This window comes from Pantoea sp. 1B4, assembly GCF_016925765.1.
Taxonomy (GTDB): Bacteria; Pseudomonadota; Gammaproteobacteria; order Enterobacterales; family Enterobacteriaceae; genus Pantoea; species Pantoea agglomerans.
In genome coordinates, this window is the sequence record NZ_JAEUWZ010000001.1 from 1,086,893 (window position 1) to 1,106,961 (window position 20,069).

The following is a 20,069-nucleotide window of genomic DNA, read 5'->3' on the forward strand; positions in this document are numbered from 1 at the left end:
GGAGAGCGACCATGTTTGATTATGAAGTTCTGCGCTTTGTCTGGTGGCTGTTGATTGGCGTACTGCTGATTGGCTTTGCCGTCGCAGATGGTTTTGATATGGGTGTCGGGATGCTGACGCGCATTCTGGGCCGGAATGATACTGAACGTCGCATCATGATTAACAGTATCGCTCCACACTGGGACGGTAACCAGGTCTGGCTGATCACCGCAGGTGGCGCGCTGTTTGCCGCCTGGCCGATGGTTTACGCGGCAGCCTTCTCTGGCTTCTACGTGGCGATGATTCTGGTGCTCGCGTCGCTGTTCTTCCGTCCGGTTGGCTTCGATTACCGTTCGAAGATTGAAGACAATCGCTGGCGCGGTGCCTGGGACTGGGGGGATTTTCATTGGCAGCTTCGTGCCGCCGCTGGTGATCGGCGTAGCGTTTGGCAACCTGTTACAGGGCGTGCCGTTCCATGCCGATGAGTATCTGCGCCTGTTCTATACCGGTAACTTCTTCCAGCTGCTGAATCCGTTTGGGCTGCTGGCGGGTGTGGTCAGTGTGGCGATGATTCTGGCGCAGGGTGCAACCTATCTGCAGATGCGCACTACCGGCGAACTGCATCTGCGTTCACGCACCGCAGCACAACTTGCCGCCCTGGTGATGATGGTCTGCTTTATCCTGGCGGGCGTCTGGGTGAAATATGGTATCGATGGTTATGTGGTGACCAGCACTATGGATCACTTCGCCGCCTCTAACCCACTGGGCAAAACCGTGGTGCGCGAAGCGGGTGCCTGGATGGTCAACTTCCAGAACCACCCTGTGTTGTGGCTGTTCCCGCTGCTGGGCGCTGTGCTGCCGCTGCTGACCATACTCTGCTCGCGGGTTGAGAAGGGCGCCTGGGCGTTCCTGTTCTCCTCACTGACGCTGGCCTGCGTCATCATGACAGCCGGTATTGCAATGTTCCCGTTCATCATGCCATCCAGCACGGTGCCGGGTGTGAGCCTGACCATGTGGGACGCAACGTCCAGCCTGCTGACGCTGCAAACCATGACCGTTGCCGCCGCTATCTTTGTGCCGATCATTCTGGCCTACACCACCTGGTGCTACTGGAAGATGTTTGGTCGTATCACCAAAGAGCATATTGAAAGCAACAGTCACTCACTCTATTAATTAAGGAGACGTCGCATGTGGTATTTTGCCTGGATTCTCGGCACGTTGCTGGCCTGTGCCTTTGGTATCGTGACCGCGCTGGCGATTGAGCACATTGAAGCGCAGGATGAGCCTCACTGATGCGAACGCTAATTCGGATGCTGTATGATCTGATGGATAAGGGCCCGTTACGGGCCCTTTCACTGCTGCTGGCGCTGCTGACCGCAGGCGGCGTGATGTGGGATCCGACACGCTTTGCCAATCAGGCAGGCCATTTACCGGCTCTGCAGGGGCTGGTGCTGATCTGGGCGGTCTGCAGTGGGGTGATCCACGGTGTGGGCTTCCGGCCACAGCAAACCCGATGGCAGGCGCTGTTTGCCCCGTTACCCGCCATGCTGGTGCTATTTATTGCGCTTTACCGTTTTTATCTTTAAGACCCCGCCTCATCGGCGCTGTCAGTGAATTTTTGTCAGCGTCTGGTCAATTAATCTCCCTGAAATCGTTCCGTTTGTTACGGAGCGATAATTATTTTCGCCTGGCTCTGACGAGCCATTCCCAACCCCAATTCTCTTGCGTATAGTAACAACGTTTAAAACGAGGCCGGGATGTAGAGTGAGTACAACGCTGTTTCGCTGGCCGGTTCGGGTCTACTACGAAGATACTGATGCCGGTGGTGTGGTTTATCACGCCAGCTATATCGCTTTTTATGAACGAGCACGTACTGAAATGTTGCGACAGCACCATTTTAATCAGCAGACGCTGTTAGAACAGCAGATCGCTTTTGTGGTACGGCGTATATCGGTGGACTATCTGGCGGCGGCGCGTCTTGATGACCTTCTGGAGATCCAGAGCGAGGTTACATCAATGACACGGGCTACCATGACGTTCACTCAGCGTATCGTGAATACTGAAGGCAAAGTGCTCAATGAGGCAGAAGTCCTGATTGCCTGCATTAACCCACATCTAATGAAGCCGATTGCGCTTCCCAAGTCTATTGTCGCGGAGTTCAAGCAGTGACTGACATGAACATTCTTGATTTGTTCCTGAAGGCGAGCCTTCTGGTCAAACTTATCATGTTGATTTTGATCGGCTTTTCTATTGCCTCCTGGGCCATCATTATTCAGCGCACACGTATTCTGAATGCGGCGGGAAGAGAAGCGGAGGCGTTTGAAGACAAATTCTGGTCCGGCATCGAACTCTCGCGCCTCTATCAGGAGAGCCAGGAGCGCCGGGAAGAACTGGGTGGTTCGGAGCAGATTTTCTATTCCGGCTTTAAAGAGTTCGCCCGCCTGCATCGCGCCAACAGCCATGCGCCGGAAGCGGTCATTGATGGTGCGAGCCGTGCGATGCGTATCTCAATGAACCGTGAGCTGGAAGCGCTGGAAAACCACATCCCATTCCTCGGCACCGTCGGTTCTATCAGCCCTTATATCGGACTGTTCGGCACCGTCTGGGGGATCATGCACGCCTTTATCGCACTGGGTGCCGTGAAGCAGGCAACCCTGCAGATGGTTGCACCGGGTATCGCTGAAGCGTTGATTGCGACCGCTATCGGTCTGTTTGCCGCAATTCCGGCGGTGATGGCGTACAACCGTCTGAACCAGCGCGTAAACAAACTGGAGCAGGGCTACGACAACTTCATGGAAGAGTTCACTGCCATTCTGCATCGCCAGGCTTTCTCCAGCGATAGCGCTAAGTAAATAGAGGTTAATGATGGCCAGAGTACGTGGTCGCAAACGCCGCGACCTGAAGTCGGAAATCAACATCGTTCCGCTACTGGACGTCCTGTTGGTGCTGTTGCTGATCTTCATGGCAACGGCGCCCATTATTACCCAGAGCGTGGAAGTGGATCTGCCTGATGCGACCGATTCGAAAACCGTTGCCAGCGATGATAATCCGCCGGTGATTGTCGAAGTGGCGGGCGTGGGTCAGTACAGCCTGGTCGTGGATCACGATCGTATGGATCAACTTCCGCCAGAGCAGGTAATCAGCGAAGCGCAGCGTCGACTGGAAGCGAATCCTAAGACGGTCTTTTTGATCGGGGGCGCGAAAGAGGTGCCTTACGATGAAATTATTAAAGCGCTCAACCTGCTGCACCAGGCGGGTGTTAAATCTGTCGGTTTGATGACGCAGCCGATTTAAAATCGAACCGTTTTTTGGGAACCGAGTGTGTCGAAGGCAACCGAGCAAAACGAGAAGTTAAAGCGCGCGATAATCATTTCGGTGATTCTGCATATCGTGCTGATCGCGCTGCTGATTTGGAGCTCGTTTAATGAGCACATTGACGCCAGCAGTGCGGGTGGCGGAGGCAGTGATATTGATGCAGTGATGGTCGATCCCGGTGCCGTCGTGAGTCAATACAATCGTCAGCAGAACCAGCAAAGTGACAGCCAGCGGGCTGAGCAGCAGCGTAAAAAAGCAGGCGCAGCAGCAGGCTGAAGAGCTGCAACAGAAACAGGCTGCTGAACAGCAGCGTCTGAAAGCGCTGGAAAAAGAGCGTTTAGCCGCGCAGGAAACCGCGAAAGAAGAGGCAAAACAGCAGGCTGAGCAGCAGAAGGCTGCCGAAGACGCTGCTAAGCAGGCGCAGGAGCAGCAAAAAACGGCGGAAGCGGCGGCTGCCAAAGCCAAAGCGGATGCAAAAGCTCAGGCAGATGCGCAGGCAAAAGCCGCGGCTGAGCAGGCGAAACAGGCCGCAGCTGAAGCAAAGAAGCAGGCTGATCAGCAGGCGAAAGCCGCCGCTGCTGCTGCAAAAGAGAAAGCCGTTGCGGAAGCGAAGGCGAAATCTGAAGCAGATGCGAAAGCGGCGGCTGAGGCCAAAGTGAAAGCTGCGGCGGATGCCAAAGCCAAAGCGGCTGAAGAGGCTAAACAAAAAGCTGCTGAAGCCAAAGAAAAAGCCGCAGAGGCGGCGAAAGAGAAAGCCGCAGAAGCCGCAAAAGAGAAAGCGGAAGCGGCTAAAGAGGCCGCCAAAGAGAAGGCGGAAGCTGCCGCGAAAGCGAAAGCCGATGCCGCGGCGAAAGCCAAAGCCGATGCTGCCGCTAAGGCCAAAGCGGATGCTAAAGCGAAAGCCGCCGCCGATGCTGCCAACGACAGCGATGTCGATGATTTGCTGGGTGGACTCGCTTCCGGTAAAAATGCACCGAAAAGCGGCACCTCTGGCGGCGCAGCAGGGCAGGGAAACCAGAAGAAAGCGGGTGCATCAGGCGCGGAAATCAACTCCTACATGGGTCAGGTTGTGAGTGCGATTCAGAGCCGATTCTATGATGCGGATCTGTATCGCGGAAAAACCTGTGATTTGCGGATTAAACTTGCGCCTGATGGCTTGTTGATTGATGTTAAGTCAGAGGGTGGCGATCCCGCGCTCTGTCAGGCCGCGATTGCTGCCGCAAAACAGGCACGTATTCCGAAGCCGCCTTCGCAGGCGGTCTACGAAGTGTTTAAAAACGCCCCAATGCGTTTTAAACCGCAATAATGCAGTAACGGGCGGCAAGTTGATCTATGTTTAGCGTGCCGTACTTAAGTTGTACTCGTGGTTTCCAGGAACAGTGCCAATTATCGTGGACTGAGGTTCAGATAAGGGAGATAAAATGAAGCAAGCTCTTCGCGTTACGTTAGGCTTTTTTATCCTGCTGTGGGCAGCCATGCTGCATGCAGAAGTTCGAATTGAGATCACCCAGGGTGTCAACACTGCGCGCCCGATTGGCGTGGTGCCGTTTAAATGGGCCGGTGCTGGCGCAGCGCCGGAAGATATTGGCGGCATCGTTGCAGCTGACCTGCGCAACAGTGGCAAATTTAATCCACTGGATCGCTCGCGTCTGCCACAGCAGCCTGCCAGCGCGCAGGAAGTTCAGCCTGCCGCGTGGAGTGCACTCGGCATTGATGCCGTGGTCGTCGGTCAGGTCGCGTCTAACCCGGATGGCAGCTATCAGGTTTCGTACCAGCTGGTCGACACTGGCGGTGCTCCCGGTACCGTGCTGGCACAAAACAGTTATAAAGTGACGAAGCAGTGGCTGCGTTATGCCGCTCACACGGCCAGTGACGAAACGTTCCTGAAGCTGACCGGCATCAAGGGCGCTTTCCGTACCCGTATCGCCTATGTGGTGCAGACCAACGGCGGCCAGTTCCCGTATGAGCTGCGCGTTGCTGACTACGATGGTTACAACCAGTTTGTCGTGCATCGTTCACCACAGCCGCTGATGTCGCCAGCCTGGTCTCCGGATGGCAGCAAAGTTGCTTACGTGACCTTTGAAAGCGGCAAATCTGCGCTGGTGGTACAGACGCTGTCGAACGGTGCTATCCGTCAGATCGCCTCCTATCCACGTCACAACGGTGCCCCAGCGTTCTCGCCGGATGGCTCTAAGCTGGCGTTCGCGCTCTCTAAAACCGGCAGCCTGAACCTCTATGTGATGGATCTGGCCTCAGGTCAGACGCGTCAGATTACCGATGGTCGCTATAACAGCACCGAACCGACCTGGTTCCCGGACAGCCAGACGCTGGCTTACACCTCCGATCAGGCTGGTGCTCCACAAATCTACAAAGTCGGACTTAACGGTGGCGCGCCACAACGTATTACCTGGGAAGGCGGTCAGAACCAGGATGCGGATGTCGCAACAGATGGTAAGTCAATGGTGATGATTAGCACCAACGGTGGTGCTCAACACGTCGCCAAACAGGATCTGGAAACGGGAGCCGTTCAAACGTTAACGGACACGTTCCTGGATGAAACGCCGAGCCTGGCACCCAATGGCACAATGGTAATCTACAGCTCTACTCAGGGTATGGGTTCCGTGTTGCAGTTGGTTTCTACCGACGGCCGTTTCAAAGCGCGTCTTCCGGCAACTGATGGACAGGTAAAATTTCCTGCCTGGTCGCCGTATCTGTAATGTCTGACAGTTCAGACATCACAAACAATAAACAATAATGGGATTTTGAAATGCAACTGAACAAAGTGCTGAAGGGTTTGATGCTGGCTCTGCCGGTTCTGGCAGTAGCGGCTTGTAGCTCACACAAGAACAACAACAATGACCAGACTGGCATGGGCGCTGATGGCGGCGCTTACGGTGCAAATTCTGGCATGAACGGCAACGGCGGCAACATGTCTTCTGACGAGCAGGCTCGTCTGCAGATGCAGCAGCTGCAGCAGAACAACATCGTGTACTTCGGCCTGGACAAGTATGACGTTCAGTCTGATTACGCACAGATGCTGGATCAGCATGCAACCTTCCTGCGCAGCAACCCGTCATACAAAGTGACCATCGAAGGTCATGCGGATGAGCGCGGTACGCCGGAATACAACATCGCCCTGGGCGAACGTCGTGCTAACGCGGTTAAAATGTACCTGCAGGGCAAAGGCGTGTCGGCTGATCAGATGTCTATCGTATCTTACGGTAAAGAGAAGCCAGCCGTTCTGGGTCATGACGAAGCAGCGTATTCTAAAAACCGTCGTGCCGTTCTGGTCTACTAAGAGAATCACATGGTTAGTAACTTCAGACATCACCTGTTGAGTCTGTCGTTACTGATTGGCGTAGCGGCCCCCTGGGCCGCTAATGCCCAAGCGTCAATCAGTAGCGTTGGCTCCGGCTCGGTCGAAGACCGTGTCACCACTCTTGAACGAATTTCTAATGCCCAGGCACAGCTGATGCAGCAATTGCAGCAGCAGATGAGCGATAACCAGCGTGATATCGACGCGCTGCGTGGGCAAATCCAGCAAAACACGTATCAGTTGAATCAGGTGGTGGAGCGGCAGAAGCAGCTTTACCAGCAGATTGACAGCCTGAGCAGCGCCAGCACCAGCGGCGGTCAGCAGGCAGCCGGCAGCAGTGCCGCAGCGGATACCGGCGCAGCAGCAACCGCAGGCGGGGCAGCATCAACGGATAGCGCACCTGCGCAGACCGGTGACGCTAACAGCGATTACAATGCTGCTGTGGCGCTGATTCTGGAGAAGAAACAGTATGATCAGGCGATCAGCGCGCTCCAGGCGTGGGTAAAACGTTACCCGGATTCGACCTATCAGCCGAACGCCAATTACTGGCTGGGACAGCTGAACTATAACAAAGGCAAAAAGGACGACGCGGCTTACTATTACGCCACGGTAGTGAAAAACTATCCGAAGTCGCCAAAAGCTGCAGAAGCGTTGTTGAAAGTGGGCGTCATCATGCAGGAGAAAAAAGACACAGCGAAAGCTAAAGCGGTCTTCCAGCAGGTGATCAAACTTTATCCAGACACCGAATCTGCTAAGCAGGCGCAAAAACGTCTGACAAGTCTGTAATCTGTACGGTTCAGGCCAGATATCGTGTGATTTCTGGTCTTGCCGTATGAAAGGTAAGCAACTGAAGCATTTAGCAGAAATAAGAGTTGCGCTACCCCGCTAAATCAGTAATATATGCCGCCGTTGCCGGGACACATTGCAAAGTGTCTGGTAAGCCTGAAGATGGGTCGTTAGCTCAGTTGGTAGAGCAGTTGACTTTTAATCAATTGGTCGCAGGTTCGAATCCTGCACGACCCACCATCTTCCTCAGACGCGCTTTTACCGCGCAGTTTTAAGAAGAACACTTCAGCATTGCTTCACAACCTAAGATGGGTCGTTAGCTCAGTTGGTAGAGCAGTTGACTTTTAATCAATTGGTCGCAGGTTCGAATCCTGCACGACCCACCATCTTATCTCAGCCGCCTGGCGTGTTGAACGGTTGTAAGCCCCCAGCGGGTCGTTAGCTCAGTTGGTAGAGCAGTTGACTTTTAATCAATTGGTCGCAGGTTCGAATCCTGCACGACCCACCAATTAAGAAAAAAGCGCCCTCAGGGCGCTTTTTTTGTTTCTGCGGCACTAACTCACTTTGAAGAAGCAAAACACCTCAAGGGCTTGAGGTTGTCGCTGCCCGCTGTTTGATCGAGCCTGCGCAGAGAACAGGGTCAGATCGGAAAGACGCTAAAGCCAATCCATGACCTGCTCAACCCGCGCGATTACGCACCTCATCCCTGAGGTGCGCCCGTAGCCGGGCCAACGCGTTGCGTTGTTCAAAAACGCTCCCGGCGTTTTTGTCCCAGGCGCGGGACGCTTTCCTCTTCTGACCCTGTTCCCTGCGCGTTGAGCTTTTTCGTTGCGGCCAAATCCAGTCGGGTGCGAGTTTGTAAGCAGTCTGGAAAAGCCTCTGGCGATGGCTGTCGGCCCGCGCCATTCTCTTCTGACCCTGTTCCCTGCGCGTTGAGCTTTTTCGTTGCGGTCAGATTCAGTCGGGTGCGAGTTTGTAAGCAGTCTGGAAGAGGCTCTGCATTTTTAGTTTCTGCGATACCGACTATGCAGATCAGGGCAGACTATCTGCATCCTTACATCAACCGTCACGGCTTTTTCTTTGCCTTTGCTACTGCCAGGCTCTCCCAGATATGCATCACTGCATAGCTGCGCCAGGGACGCCATGACTGCGATCGCGCCTCCGCTTCTTTCGATGACATGCCGCCCAGGTTATTCCGGATGGCAATATCCTCTTTGGGAAAGGCATCCGGCCAGCGCAAAGCGCGCATCGCGATGTAGTGCGCGGTCCAGGGACCAATACCCGGCAGGCTGACCAGCTTTTTGATGACCTCGTCTGGCGCCTGAGCGGCACTAAGACGCAGATCTCCGCTGGCGCAGGCATTTGCAAAGGCGATGATGGCGCGGGAGCGGGCGGCACTGACAATCCCCATCGGCGCGACATCGTCTACCGTCAGTGCGGCGATGCGTTCAGGATGGGCGGTGTAGCGGGTCAGATCGGCGAACGGCGTCTCACAGGGTTCGCCAAAGGCGGCGGCAAAACGGCTGCTGACCGTGGTGGCCGCTTTGACCGTCACCTGCTGGCCGATAATGGCGCGCACGCCCAGCTCAAAGGCGTCGAATGCGCCAGGCACACGCAGACCCGGATGCGAGATCAGGCTGGGTGCCAGCAGTGGGTCCTGCGCCAGACAGGCGGCGATACGCTGCGGCTGTGCGTCGAGATCGAACAGATCGCGCAGACGGCGCAGCAGCAGAGGCAGAACCGGCGTCAGCGAGGTTGAGAGCGTCACCTGCAGCGCGTTCTTTTGCGGCAGATGCGAAACAGAAACCCAGCCCCGGCAGCGGCCGAGCACCACGGTGCGTCGCCAGCAGCCATCTTCCACCGCCTCGACCTCTTTCATCAGATGCGTCTGCAAAAACCAGAGCATCGCCGCCCAGTCATAGGGAGGGCGATAGGCCAGCCGCAGCGTCACGCGGTCGCCGGGCTGCGCACACTGAGAGCCCGTATCGTCCCTGCGCAGCGCGCCTGGCGTCATGCGGTAACGCGCCTGGAAAACATCATTAAAGCGCCGCAGGCTGCCAAAGCCGCTGGCATAGGCAACGTCAATAATCGGCAGTCGGGTTTCGGTCAGCAGTTGTTTAGCCAGCAGCATGCGCCGCGTCTGCTTCAGTTCCAGCGGCGAGACACCCAGCTCCTGCTGCACGATACGGCGCAGCTGACGCAGGCTGATACCGAATTCAGCGGCAATCGCCTCCAGTCCTTCACGTTCCTCCAGCATGCCTTCCTCGATACGCTGAACCAGCCGCTCTGCCACACGGTGCGGCTGATCAACCGGCGCATTACCGGGTGCCAGTTCGGGCCGACAGCGCAGGCAGGGGCGAAAGCGGGCTTTCTCCGCCGCTTCGGCGCTGCTGAAGAAAAGGCAGTTCTTCTGCATCGGCGCTTTGACCGGGCAGACCGGACGACAATAGATACCGGTTGAGGTCACGCCAACAAAGAAAACGCCGTCAAAGCGGGTATCACGAGAGGTCAGCGCCTGATAGGCAATGTCGGGATCGAGCATGGCAGTTCTCCGGTAAATAAGCGCAGCCTACACCGGTGAATCCCGGCAGACTGGCTGTTTTCGGACAGCACAACAGTTTATCGCCATGACCGAAAACAGCCAGTCAGGCTGATGAAAAGTGCGATAATAGGCGACAGAACCGTGACGGGAGAATCACCATGTACTACTTCAAACCGATAGTCACCCCGGTGGGTGAACTGAAACTGGTCGCCAGCGATAGCGGCCTGGCGGGTATTTTGTGGGAAAACGACGATCCAAAACGCACCCGGTTTTTGCCGCAAACGCGCGATGACGATCATCCCATTCTGATCGAAACTGAGCGTCAGCTCAGCGAGTACTTCACCGGTGCTCGTCGCTGCTTTGAGCTGCCGCTCGATTTTGTCGGCACTGAGTTTCAGAAAAAAGTCTGGCAGGCGCTGGTGGCTATCCCGTTTGGTGAGACGCGCAGCTACAGCCAGATTGCGCGGGAGATCGGCCATCCGCTGGCGGTGCGTGCCGTCGGGGCGGCCAATGGGCGTAATCCGCTCTCGATTGTCGCACCGTGCCACCGCGTGATTGGAGCCAACGGCAAGCTGACCGGCTTTGCGGGTGGGCTGGATATCAAAGCCTTTCTGCTGGCACTGGAAGCGCCGCAAAAACCGCTGGTACTGGCAGATGAAACGCAGCCCGTCAGGGTCGGCGCTGTGATGCAGACAGAATAAATATCGCACGACACAGCAAGGCTTTTCCGCTATCGTGTTTAGCATATAAAACACGATGGCGGATTCAACGCCATAAGTCGCCGGAACAGGCGATTTTCGTTAATTAGACAAAACGAGAGCTGTGTCATGAGTGTGATGTTCGATCCAGAAAGCGCCGTTTATCCCTTTCCGCCCAAACCCGCCCGTCTGAGTGACGACGAGAAGGCGTTCTACCGTGAGAAAATTAAAGCGCTGCTGAAGGCGCGAAACGCGGTGATGGTGGCGCACTACTACACCGATCCGGAAATTCAGGCGCTGGCGGAAGAGACGGGCGGCTGCGTTTCCGACTCGCTGGAGATGGCACGCTTTGGCAGCAACCATTCGGCGACGACACTGCTGGTGGCGGGCGTGCGCTTTATGGGGGAAACCGCCAAAATCCTCAGCCCGGAGAAAACCGTACTGATGCCGACGCTGCAGGCGGAGTGCTCACTGGATCTCGGCTGCCCGATTGAAGAGTTTAACGCCTTTTGCGACGCCCATCCCGATCGCACTGTGGTGGTCTACGCCAATACCTCGGCGGCGGTAAAAGCGCGGGCCGACTGGGTGGTGACCTCAAGCATTGCGGTCGAGTTGATTGAGCACCTCGACAGTCTGGGCGAAAAAATTATCTGGGCGCCGGATCGCCATCTTGGCCGCTACGTTACCCAAAAATCGGGTGCGGACGTGCTCTGCTGGCAGGGTGCCTGCATTGTGCACGACGAGTTCAAAACCCAGGCGCTGCAGCGTATGAAAGCGCTCTATCCCGACGCGGCAGTGCTGGTGCATCCTGAGTCACCGCAGGCGATTGTCGATCTGGCGGATGCGGTCGGCTCGACCAGCCAGCTGATTCAGGCCGCCAAATCCCTGCCGCATCCGCAGATGATTGTGGCGACCGATCGCGGCATCTTCTACAAAATGCAGCAGGCGGTGCCGGATAAAGAGCTGCTTGAAGCGCCGACCGCCGGTGAAGGTGCCACCTGCCGCAGCTGTGCTCACTGTCCCTGGATGGCGATGAACGGCCTTAAAGCCATCGCAGAGGCGCTGGAGTCGGGTGGGATGGAACATGAGATTCAGGTGGATGAGGCGCTGCGTGAGGCGGCGTTACTGCCGCTTAATCGCATGCTATCCTTTGCAGCGGAACTTAAACTCAACGTGAAGGGAAACGCCTAAGCGTTTTCCGGACAGGTGCTCAGCATGGACTTCTTCAGCACACACAATATTCTGGTTCACATTCCTCTGGGTGCCGGAGGCTACGATCTCTCATGGATTGAGGCTATCGGCACGCTGGCGGGCTTACTCTGCATCTGGTTTGCCAGCCTGGAAAAAATCATCAACTATCCCTTTGGCCTGATTAACGTCACGCTGTTTGCGGTGATTTTCTTTCAGATCCAGCTCTACGCCAGCCTGCTGCTGCAGCTCTTCTTTTTTGCCGCCAATATCTACGGCTGGTACGCCTGGAGTCGGCAAACCTCCGATCATCAGGCGGCGCTGAAAATCCGCTGGCTGCCGCTGCCTAAGGCGCTGGCCTGGACGGCGGGTTGTGTGATTGCGATTGCGCTGATGACCCTCTATATCGATCCGGTGTTTGCGCTGTTAACCCGTGCGGCCGTCACGCTGATGAACGGCGTTGGCCTGTCGGTGGCGATGCCCGCGCTGCAGCCGGATGCGTTCCCGTTCTGGGACTCCTGCATGATGGTGTTGTCGATTGCGGCGATGGTGCTGATGACGCGCAAATATGTTGAGAACTGGCTGCTGTGGGTCATCATCAACGTGATTAGCGTGATGATTTTTGCCCGTCAGGGCGTCTATGCGATGTCGCTGGAGTATGTGATTCTGACGCTGATTGCGCTGAACGGCTCACGCATGTGGATCCGCAGCGCGCGGCAACAGGGTTCCCGCGCGCTGTCGGCTTAGTGAGTGTGCGCTTCGCCTTTAGCATGAGCATGCTCATGGTCGTGTGAATGGCTGTGGTCATGGCCGGTGGCGGCAGCGCCGCTTAAGCCGAGTTCACACTCGGCACCGGCACAGGGCTGATACTCCATCTGCACGGTCGCATGCGCAATCTGATAGTGCTGGCGCAGATAGTCGTGGATACGATGCAGCAGCGCATCGTGATCGTAAGGCGGGATCACCTGCGCATGCAGCGTCAGCAGCGGCTTTTCGCCCACCTGCCACAGATGCACATGGTGAACATTGCGCACCTCTGCGATGTTCAGGGTGAGATCCCGTATCAGCCGGTTCACATCCAGCGAACGCGGCGCCCCTTCCAGTAACTCCTGCAGACTCTCACGCAGCAGCGCCCAAGCGCTGCGCAGCACCAGCAGTGACACCAGCAACGACAGAATCGGATCGATTGGGGTCCAGCCGGTCAGCATAATAATCACCGCCGCGACAATCGCACCCACCGAGCCAAGCAGGTCGCCCATCACATGTAGCGCCGCGGCCCGCACGTTGAGATTCTTCTCTTCGCTGCCGTGATGCAGCAGCCAGAACGACAGAATATTGGCCAGCAGGCCGCCAATAGCAATCCCCAGCATCAGGCCGCCGGTCACCGGTTGCGGGTCGGCAAAGCGGCGCACCGCCTCCCAGACGATCAGTGCGGTAATGCCCAGCAGCGCAATGGCGTTAACAAATGCGGCCAGCGTGGTCAGACGCAGCAGGCCAAAGGTGTGGCGTGCATTGGGTTTACGGCGCGAGAACTGCACCGCCAGCAGCGCCATCAGCAGCGCGGCGGCATCGGTCAGCATATGCCCGGCGTCCGCCAGCAACGCCAGTGAACCCGAGAGCCAGCCGCCAATCACTTCAGCCATCATAAAGACAACGGTCACCCCGAAGGCGGCCGCCAGACGCGTGCGATTACTATCCTGCCCGCTATGAGTGTGGGTATGTGCCATAAGATTCCAGTTTTTTCAGTAACCTGTTTGCTAATAATATCAGTAATTGCCACGTCTCAGACGTGTCCTGATGCTGTTTTGCCTGCTCCGCCAGTTGCTGGCTGAGCTGTGCGCCCTGCTCCAGTCCCACCAGTAACCAGCTTCCTTTCATCCGGTGTGCCGCTTCGGCGAACGGTATCCACGCCTCGCGCTCGCGTGCTTCGCGCATCACGGCCAGATCCTGTGTCACCGTGCTGTGCAGCGTCTGGCTCAGACGGCGGAGGAATTTCTCATTCTGCTGTGCCAGTTGCCACAAATTGTCATCCAGCGCCGCCAGCGGATCTGCCTGCCACTCTGCCAGCAGCGCGCTGAGATCGGCTAACTGCACCGGTTTTATCATTACCCGCTCCCGCGCCTCCAGCGGTCGCGACAGCAGCTGGGCATCCGCGGAGCAGAGCACCCGCATCGCCTGACGCTTCCGCTGACGGTCACGCCGCCGCAATATCCGCAGCAGCAGCGTGCCGTCAGGCCGCGGCATCATCTGGTCGATAAACAGCAGGTCATAAGGCTGCTGCGCATCGGCCTGCAGCAGTGCGCGTCCCTGCTCAAAGATGTCAGCCTGAATCGCAAAACGCGACAGCTGCTGCTGCATCACCAGCAGATTGGTCGGATGGTCATCGACAATCGCCACCCGCAGTTGTGGAAGGTCGGGCAGGGCAGTTTCATCCACGTGGTTTGCTGGTGCGCAGACCGCCAGTGGCAGCGTCACGGTGACCTGGGTGCCGTGACCGGGTTCAGAGGCGAGCCGGATGTCGCCGCCCATCCGCAGCACCATTTCCCGGCAGATAAACAGCCCCAGGCCGCTGCCCTGCACCGAAACCGATTTACCGGACGGTGCCTGATACCAGGGGTCAAACAGCTTCTGCTGCTCCTCTGGCGGAATACCGCTGCCGCTGTCGCTCACCGTCAGAATCAACTGTTGTTGCTGTGCGGCCAGCGTCAGGCGAATCGCGCCATGGCGGGTAAATTTCAGCGCATTGGTCATCAGGTTGTTGACCACCTGCTGCAGGCGATCGGCATCGATCATCACGGCATCAGGCAGCGGCGTCAGCGCCTCAACGATCAGATGCGGGCCGTCTTCGCGCATTAACGGATGATAAAAGTGCTGCTGCTGATTGAGCCACTGCGCCAGCGCCAGCGGACGGGGAGCCAGGGTAAAACTGTTGCTCTCGATGCGCGCATGATCCTGCAGATCATTCAGCAACGTCAGCAGCGATTGCGCACTGCTGTGCAGCAGCGTCAGGTTCTGGCTGCTGTGCTGCTGCTTCTCCAGCTCAAGCAGTCCGAGGATCGCCTGCATCGGCGTGCGCAGCTCATGGCTGACGGTTGCCAGGAACTGGCTCTTCATCGCATTGGCGTGCTCAGCCTGTTCACGCTGCTGACGCTCCCGGCGCTGTTGCCAGTAGCGGCGCGCCAGCAGCAACAGCAGCAGCGCAATGGCCGCACCCGCTACCGCCAGCACCATCATCGGCAGCGAACGCATCACCATCACGCTGCCGGGCTGCGGCGGGGTTGACCAGCTGTCGCGCATCTGACTCTGTGTGTCAGCCGGGATCTGCTGCAGCGCGCGATCAAGCAGGGTGCGCAGCACCGGCTGGTCAGGCGTCACACCCAGCGCGATCGGCCAGGCGATGTCGCTGGCGGCAAAGGCGAGATGGATGCGCGCATCATCGCGGCTGGCGATACGCCAGCGGGCGGAGAGCACGTTATCGACCAGCGCATCGATCTGCCCCTTTGCCAGCGCATCATAGAGGCTATTGCGATCGGCAAACTGCTGCGGCTGCAGATCTGCAGGCAGCAGACGCAGCGCCAGGTCATCCTGCAACACGCCGACCCGCTTGCCGCGCAGGTCGCGCCAGTGCGCCAGCGTATCGGGCTGCAGGCTGTAGATGCCCCACAGCGCGCGCCACACCGGCAGCGAGGTGCTCTGCATCGCATCGCCGTTCAGCGGCTGCATCAGCTGCAGCATCGCCTGCTGCTGGCCGATCAGCGTGTTCGCCTGACGCGGATTGCTGACCCACACCGGTTCAAACTGCAGGCCGGTGCTCTGGGCTATCGCTTTCAGCAAATCCACGCCATAGCCTCTGGCGGTCCCGCTGGCATCGCGATAACTCCAGGGATAGTTGTCCGGTTCGGCGGTGTAAGTAATACGCGGATGATCGGCAATCCAGGCGCGTTCAGTGGGGCTGAGCATCAGGGTCTGCGTATCCTGGTAGCGCGGCAGGGTACTGCTCCAGCGCGCCTGTAGCGTGTTCATCAGTTCTGCTGGCAACTGACGCAGGCTCTGATTAATCCAGCTGATAAGCTCCGGATCGCGGGAGACCGCGCGCAGGTTGAGCTGTCCGGCCTCGATGTGTGAGGCGATCTGATAAATCTGGCCCTGTTGCAGCTGGCTTAGCAGAAATCCGGCGCTGGTTTCATCCGCTACCACATAATCATTCTGCTGATTGAGCAGGGTATAGAGCGCCTGCAGGTCACTGCTGTAGCGTCGCCAGCTGTGGCGGGCCGCCAGCGCAGGCGGCAGTTGTGCCAGCGTGCTTTCGCTGATCGCCAGTTGGGCATTCTGGCTGTTAAACATCACGGCACGCTGGTTTTGCTGATTGCGGTAGACCCGAAGCGGGCTGCTGTACCAGTTATCGCTGCTCAGGGTGCCGGCTGGCAGGGGATAAATCCACATGCCAAGCGCAAAATCGATCTGGCCGGTGTTCAGCGCCTGCATCAGATGCGGCTGATCGCTGTAGAGGTTGAGGCTGAACTGCGCGCCAGTCAGCTGGCGCAGTGCGGAAAGATAGTCAGCATTGATGCCATACAGGTCGTTGCCGATGCGCATCGCCCAGGGGGCGTGGTTCTCTTCCAGCAGACCGACGCGCAGGATTTTGCCTTGCATGGTTTCCGCGTGTGTCATCGGCAGCATCATCGGCAGATTGATGCTGCTCACCGGACGCACCTCAGCCAGAACGGAGCCGCACAGCAACAGCAGCATCAGCAGGAGAGTTCTCACTGCTGCGCCTTCCACAGGTCAGCCAGTTCCACCACCGAACGGGCGCCGGTTTTTTCCAGAATGTTCTTTTTTATGGGTGCTGACTGTTTTGTTACTGATGTGCAACTGGGCGGCGATTTGCAGATTGGACAGGCCGCTGGCCAGCAGCGCCAGAATCTGACGCTCTTTCTGGGTCAGCGGGAGTTCCGGTTCATCATCCACCACCGGAAACGCCGTCTGACCGCCCAGCACCGCCAGGATAGCGCTAAGCAGCTGCGCCATGCGCTGGCTCTTCACCACATAACCGGCGGCACCCAGCGCCTGGGCGCGACGCACATAGTGGCGGGTCTGCTGAGCAGAGTAGATCAATACCGGACAGTCGGGTCGATGGATCTTCAGGCGACGCAGGAACTCCAGCCCATCGCTGTCCGGCAGGCCAATATCCAGCACGATGATGTCCAGTGGCTGCTGAAGCAGGGGACGGGCGGCTTTTTCACTGCTGGCAGAGAGGAGCTGAACCGGAATGGGCGACTGGCTCAGAGCGGCTTCAAGTGCCACTTCAACCAGCGGATGATCGTCAATCAGAAGCAAAACGGCCATGAAGGATTTCCTGTAAAATTCACAGGATTAGCATAGCGGAAGAGTGGGACAGAGGGGAGAAAAACCAGGAGAGCGTCAGCTCTCCTGGCTAAACAGAATTACTGGGTGGTGCCGTCGGTTTTGGTATCTACGTCACCGCCGCCCACTTTAGTCTGAACTTTTTTATTGATGTTCGGACATTTACCATCTTTACACTGGGCGTTCTGGTCCATTTCGTTAGCAGACATATTACCATGGCTGGTGGTGCTGCCAGACGTTGCAGGATTGGTATCGTTGCCAGTGTTATTAATTTTGCTGTTATCGACATTATTTGGCGGCAGATTCTCTTTCGCTCCGCCCGCTGCTGCACCTGCACTGGCTGCCTGATTCGATGTACCGTTATTGCTGCTGCTGTCTGCAGCCAGTACCGCACCGCTGCTCAGTGTCATTGCTGCTGTCAAAAAGAGTAAGGCAAACTTTTTCATCATTATGCTCCCGTTAATAAATGAAGATGCTTTAAGCCCAGAGGTGCAATTTCGGGTAAGAAAATCCCTGACGAAATATAATTCGCCGGTTGGCTTAAACAGGGTGATTTAATTTGGTAAGCGGGACGTTCCTCAGTGCTTACCATTAAAAAGTCTAGTCGCTAACCTGATTAATGCAAATATCACCCGCACATTTAACCCGCAGCGGGAATTTACACCCCAGGCGCTTCGGGCTACATTGGGCAGGTTGTGTCCGGCGGGCGCCGGGCCAGAAATAATATGGAATCAGTATGAATTACCAGAACGATGACTTACGCATCAAAGAGATTAAAGAGCTGTTACCTCCGGTTGCGCTGCTCGAAAAATTCCCGGCGACCGATCGTGCTGCACAGACCGTTTCACAGGCCCGTCAGGCGATTCATCAGATCCTGCAGGGCAAGGACGATCGCCTGCTGGTGGTGATCGGCCCCTGCTCAATTCATGACACTGAAGCGGCAAAAGAGTATGCCGACCGCCTGCTGGCGCTGCGTGATGAGCTGAAAGGCGAGCTGGAAGTGGTGATGCGGGTCTATTTTGAAAAGCCGCGCACCACGGTGGGCTGGAAAGGGCTGATCAACGATCCCTACATGGATAACAGCTACCAGCTCAATGACGGTCTGCGTCTGGCGCGTAAACTGCTGCTGGATATTAACGACAGCGGCTTACCGGCGGCGGGCGAGTTTCTGGATATGATTACCCCGCAATATGTGGCTGACCTGATGAGCTGGGGCGCGATTGGCGCGCGCACCACGGAATCCCAGGTACACCGTGAGCTGGCGTCCGGTCTCTCCTGTCCGGTCGGCTTCAAAAACGGCACCGATGGCACCATTAAGGTGGCGATCGATGCCATTAACGCGGCGGGATCGCCGCACTGTTTCCTCTCTGTGACGAAGTATGGTCACTCCGCCATTGTGGAAACCAGCGGCAACGGTGACTGCCATATCATTCTGCGCGGCGGCAAAGAGCCGAACTACAGTGCGCAGCATGTTGCAGAGGTCAAAGAGGGCCTGGCAAAAGCGGCTCTGCCACAGCAGGTGATGATCGATTTCAGCCATGCCAACAGCAGCAAGCAGTTCCAGCGTCAGATGATCGTGGCAGACGATGTCTCACAGCAGCTGATTAACGGTGAGCAGGCGATTGTCGGTGTGATGATTGAAAGTCATCTGGTGGAGGGCAACCAGAGCCTGGAGAGCGGCGAGCCGCTGGTCTATGGCAAAAGCGTCACCGACGCCTGTATCGGCTGGGAAGATACGGACAAGGTGCTGCGTCAGCTGGCGGCAGCGGTTAAACAGCGCCGCGGTTGAGTGGGATAACTGACAAGGTCTGACCCGGTTCGCGTTGAGGATTGTGCCTCTGACCATATTCCCTGCGATTTGAGCCAATCAGTTGTTGCCTGGCTCATTGATCTCTTTATTCTGACAACGAACACAGTGCGCAGCGTCCGTGCGCGCAGCCCAATAAAAAAAGGCCAGACGAAAGTCTGGCCTTTTTTGCATTTCAGCGAGAAATTACTTCGCTTTACCCTGATTCGCAACGGCTGCGGCTTTCGCGGCAATCTCATCCTGGTCGCCCAGGTAGTAGCGTTTCAGCGGTTTGAAGTTTTCATCGAACTCATAGACCAGCGGTACGCCGGTAGGGATGTTCAGTTCGAGGATTTCATCTTCGCTCAGGTTATCCAGATATTTCACCAGCGCACGCAGTGAGTTGCCGTGTGCGGCAATGATCACTTTCTCACCGCTTTTGATGCGCGGCAGAATGGTTTCGTTCCAGTAAGGGATAACGCGGTCGATGGTCAGCGCCAGGCTTTCGGTGGTTGGCAGCTGCTCTGGGGTCAGTTTCGCGTAACGCGGATCATGGCCCGGGAAGCGCTCATCTGAACGATCCAGCTCTGGCGGAGTAACGGCAAAGCCGCGACGCCACTGCTTAACCTGCTCATCACCATATTTGGCAGCGGTTTCCGCTTTATCCAGACCCTGCAGCGCACCGTAGTGACGCTCGTTCAGACGCCAGGTTTTCTCAACCGGCAGCCAGGCCTGATCCAGCTCATCCAGCACATTCCACAGCGTGTGAATGGCACGCTTCAGTACTGAGGTGTAAGCGAAATCGAAAACAAAGCCCTCTTTTTTCAGCAGCTGACCTGCTGATTTGGCTTCGCCACGACCTTTCTCAGAAAGGTCAACATCATACCAACCGGTAAAGCGGTTTTCGTTGTTCCACTGGCTTTCGCCGTGTCGCACCAGAACCAGCTTAGTTACAGCCATAGCTTAACTCCTTAATACTGTGATGTTTCTGTGAGATTGGAAACCTGCTGCTGCCCGCCTGACACGCGAGCTGATTGCGCCATACCATAACGGAAAAGCGGGCAGCGCGTAAGCCTGTGTGTGACGCACTGCGCG

17 protein-coding genes, 3 tRNA genes and 3 pseudogenes are annotated in these 20,069 nt (G+C 56.9%); 17 read left to right on the top strand and 6 right to left on the bottom strand.

Features of this window, described 5'->3' with window-relative positions; translation table 11 throughout:
* Positions 1-11: 11 nt before the first annotated feature.
* The 13 genes and pseudogenes from cydB to JNO11_RS05360 all read left to right on the top strand — a co-directional run bounded on the left by cydB (position 12) and on the right by JNO11_RS05360 (position 7,904).
* Positions 12-1,152, top strand: a pseudogene (gene cydB, locus JNO11_RS05300) (cytochrome d ubiquinol oxidase subunit II).
* A gap of 15 nt (positions 1,153-1,167) precedes the next feature.
* A complete protein-coding gene (gene cydX / locus JNO11_RS05305; RefSeq protein ID WP_010260755.1) occupies positions 1,168-1,272 on the top strand; it encodes a cytochrome bd-I oxidase subunit CydX in 105 nt (34 codons plus the stop codon).
* The gene (gene ybgE, locus JNO11_RS05310) at positions 1,272-1,565 is read left to right on the top strand and encodes a cyd operon protein YbgE (protein ID WP_249654389.1); all 294 of its coding nucleotides are present in this window, start codon (positions 1,272-1,274) and stop codon (positions 1,563-1,565) included. Before cydX ends, ybgE begins: the two co-directional genes overlap by 1 nt.
* A 178-nt stretch (positions 1,566-1,743) precedes the next feature.
* A complete protein-coding gene (ybgC, locus tag JNO11_RS05315) occupies positions 1,744-2,148 on the top strand; it encodes a tol-pal system-associated acyl-CoA thioesterase (protein ID WP_010260759.1) in 405 nt (134 codons plus the stop codon).
* Positions 2,145-2,831: a Tol-Pal system protein TolQ gene (gene tolQ / locus JNO11_RS05320; RefSeq protein WP_010260762.1), complete on the top strand. Its 687-nt coding sequence runs from the start codon at positions 2,145-2,147 to the stop codon at positions 2,829-2,831. Before ybgC ends, tolQ begins: the two co-directional genes overlap by 4 nt.
* 13 nt (positions 2,832-2,844) lie before the next feature.
* The gene (gene tolR / locus JNO11_RS05325; protein WP_010260764.1) at positions 2,845-3,273 is read left to right on the top strand and encodes a colicin uptake protein TolR; all 429 of its coding nucleotides are present in this window, start codon (positions 2,845-2,847) and stop codon (positions 3,271-3,273) included.
* Between the two features lie 27 nt (positions 3,274-3,300).
* Positions 3,301-4,600 (top strand): annotated as a pseudogene (gene tolA, locus JNO11_RS05330) (cell envelope integrity protein TolA).
* 115 nt (positions 4,601-4,715) lie between these two features.
* The gene (gene tolB, locus JNO11_RS05335; protein ID WP_010260769.1) at positions 4,716-6,011 is read left to right on the top strand and encodes a Tol-Pal system beta propeller repeat protein TolB; all 1,296 of its coding nucleotides are present in this window, start codon (positions 4,716-4,718) and stop codon (positions 6,009-6,011) included.
* Positions 6,012-6,061: 50 nt separating this feature from the next.
* Positions 6,062-6,592, top strand: a complete 531-nt coding sequence (gene pal / locus JNO11_RS05340; RefSeq protein WP_010260771.1) for a peptidoglycan-associated lipoprotein Pal — start codon at positions 6,062-6,064, stop codon at positions 6,590-6,592.
* A 9-nt stretch (positions 6,593-6,601) separates the two neighbouring features.
* The gene (gene cpoB, locus JNO11_RS05345; protein ID WP_045140667.1) at positions 6,602-7,396 is read left to right on the top strand and encodes a cell division protein CpoB; all 795 of its coding nucleotides are present in this window, start codon (positions 6,602-6,604) and stop codon (positions 7,394-7,396) included.
* Positions 7,397-7,560: 164 nt separating this feature from the next.
* A tRNA-Lys gene (locus tag JNO11_RS05350) sits at positions 7,561-7,636 on the top strand.
* 70 nt (positions 7,637-7,706) lie between these two features.
* A tRNA-Lys gene (locus JNO11_RS05355) sits at positions 7,707-7,782 on the top strand.
* 46 nt (positions 7,783-7,828) lie between these two features.
* A tRNA-Lys gene (locus JNO11_RS05360) sits at positions 7,829-7,904 on the top strand.
* A gap of 558 nt (positions 7,905-8,462) precedes the next feature.
* On the opposite strand, the gene JNO11_RS05365 is transcribed toward JNO11_RS05360, so the two are convergent.
* The gene (locus JNO11_RS05365; RefSeq protein ID WP_325177035.1) at positions 8,463-9,938 is read right to left on the bottom strand and encodes an AlkA N-terminal domain-containing protein; all 1,476 of its coding nucleotides are present in this window, start codon (positions 9,936-9,938) and stop codon (positions 8,463-8,465) included.
* 158 nt (positions 9,939-10,096) lie between these two features.
* On the opposite strand from JNO11_RS05365, the gene JNO11_RS05370 reads away from it, so the two are divergent.
* From JNO11_RS05370 to pnuC, 3 genes are all read left to right on the top strand, one after another.
* A complete protein-coding gene (locus tag JNO11_RS05370; RefSeq protein ID WP_325177036.1) occupies positions 10,097-10,639 on the top strand; it encodes a methylated-DNA--[protein]-cysteine S-methyltransferase in 543 nt (180 codons plus the stop codon).
* A gap of 126 nt (positions 10,640-10,765) precedes the next feature.
* A complete protein-coding gene (gene nadA / locus JNO11_RS05375) occupies positions 10,766-11,827 on the top strand; it encodes a quinolinate synthase NadA (protein WP_010260151.1) in 1,062 nt (353 codons plus the stop codon).
* A 24-nt stretch (positions 11,828-11,851) separates the two neighbouring features.
* Positions 11,852-12,571, top strand: a complete 720-nt coding sequence (gene pnuC / locus JNO11_RS05380) for a nicotinamide riboside transporter PnuC (protein ID WP_325177037.1) — start codon at positions 11,852-11,854, stop codon at positions 12,569-12,571.
* Here pnuC and zitB read toward each other — a convergent pair.
* The 4 genes and pseudogenes from zitB to JNO11_RS05400 form a co-directional block, all read right to left on the bottom strand.
* On the bottom strand, positions 12,568-13,551 hold the full coding sequence (gene zitB / locus JNO11_RS05385) for a CDF family zinc transporter ZitB (protein ID WP_325177038.1): 984 nt from the start codon (positions 13,549-13,551) through the stop codon (positions 12,568-12,570). The genes pnuC and zitB overlap by 4 nt on opposite strands.
* The gene (locus JNO11_RS05390; protein ID WP_325177648.1) at positions 13,529-16,573 is read right to left on the bottom strand and encodes an ATP-binding protein; all 3,045 of its coding nucleotides are present in this window, start codon (positions 16,571-16,573) and stop codon (positions 13,529-13,531) included. The genes zitB and JNO11_RS05390 overlap by 23 nt, the downstream gene beginning before the upstream one ends.
* 14 nt (positions 16,574-16,587) lie before the next feature.
* Positions 16,588-17,170: pseudogene (locus JNO11_RS05395) on the bottom strand (response regulator transcription factor).
* A gap of 98 nt (positions 17,171-17,268) precedes the next feature.
* Entirely contained in the window at positions 17,269-17,637 is a 369-nt protein-coding gene (locus tag JNO11_RS05400; RefSeq protein WP_022626030.1) for a YbgS-like family protein, read from the bottom strand.
* Between the two features lie 287 nt (positions 17,638-17,924).
* On the opposite strand from JNO11_RS05400, the gene aroG reads away from it, so the two are divergent.
* On the top strand, positions 17,925-18,977 hold the full coding sequence (aroG, locus tag JNO11_RS05405) for a 3-deoxy-7-phosphoheptulonate synthase AroG (RefSeq protein ID WP_325177039.1): 1,053 nt from the start codon (positions 17,925-17,927) through the stop codon (positions 18,975-18,977).
* Between the two features lie 204 nt (positions 18,978-19,181).
* Here the strand turns inward: aroG and gpmA are convergent, their stop codons facing one another.
* Positions 19,182-19,934 carry a 2,3-diphosphoglycerate-dependent phosphoglycerate mutase gene (gene gpmA / locus JNO11_RS05410; protein ID WP_033756988.1) on the bottom strand — a complete coding sequence of 251 codons (753 nt, stop codon included), beginning with the start codon at positions 19,932-19,934 and terminating at the stop codon, positions 19,182-19,184.
* Positions 19,935-20,069 lie beyond the last annotated feature (135 nt).

Bases quoted from the DNA above. Each gene is read 5' to 3' on its own strand.
- cydX (WP_010260755.1), top strand. From the start codon at position 1,168: ATGTGGTATTTTGCCTGGATTCTCGGCACGTTGCTGGCCTGTGCCTTT.
- ybgE (WP_249654389.1), top strand. From the start codon at position 1,272: ATGCGAACGCTAATTCGGATGCTGTATGATCTGATGGATAAGGGCCCG.
- tolR (WP_010260764.1), top strand. From the start codon at position 2,845: ATGGCCAGAGTACGTGGTCGCAAACGCCGCGACCTGAAGTCGGAAATC.
- tolB (WP_010260769.1), top strand. From the start codon at position 4,716: ATGAAGCAAGCTCTTCGCGTTACGTTAGGCTTTTTTATCCTGCTGTGG.
- pal (WP_010260771.1), top strand. From the start codon at position 6,062: ATGCAACTGAACAAAGTGCTGAAGGGTTTGATGCTGGCTCTGCCGGTT.
- cpoB (WP_045140667.1), top strand. From the start codon at position 6,602: ATGGTTAGTAACTTCAGACATCACCTGTTGAGTCTGTCGTTACTGATT.
- JNO11_RS05365 (WP_325177035.1), bottom strand. From the start codon at position 9,938: ATGCTCGATCCCGACATTGCCTATCAGGCGCTGACCTCTCGTGATACC.
- JNO11_RS05370 (WP_325177036.1), top strand. From the start codon at position 10,097: ATGTACTACTTCAAACCGATAGTCACCCCGGTGGGTGAACTGAAACTG.
- nadA (WP_010260151.1), top strand. From the start codon at position 10,766: ATGAGTGTGATGTTCGATCCAGAAAGCGCCGTTTATCCCTTTCCGCCC.
- pnuC (WP_325177037.1), top strand. From the start codon at position 11,852: ATGGACTTCTTCAGCACACACAATATTCTGGTTCACATTCCTCTGGGT.
- zitB (WP_325177038.1), bottom strand. From the start codon at position 13,551: ATGGCACATACCCACACTCATAGCGGGCAGGATAGTAATCGCACGCGT.
- JNO11_RS05390 (WP_325177648.1), bottom strand. From the start codon at position 16,573: ATGCTGCTGTTGCTGTGCGGCTCCGTTCTGGCTGAGGTGCGTCCGGTG.
- JNO11_RS05400 (WP_022626030.1), bottom strand. From the start codon at position 17,637: ATGATGAAAAAGTTTGCCTTACTCTTTTTGACAGCAGCAATGACACTG.
- aroG (WP_325177039.1), top strand. From the start codon at position 17,925: ATGAATTACCAGAACGATGACTTACGCATCAAAGAGATTAAAGAGCTG.
- gpmA (WP_033756988.1), bottom strand. From the start codon at position 19,934: ATGGCTGTAACTAAGCTGGTTCTGGTGCGACACGGCGAAAGCCAGTGG.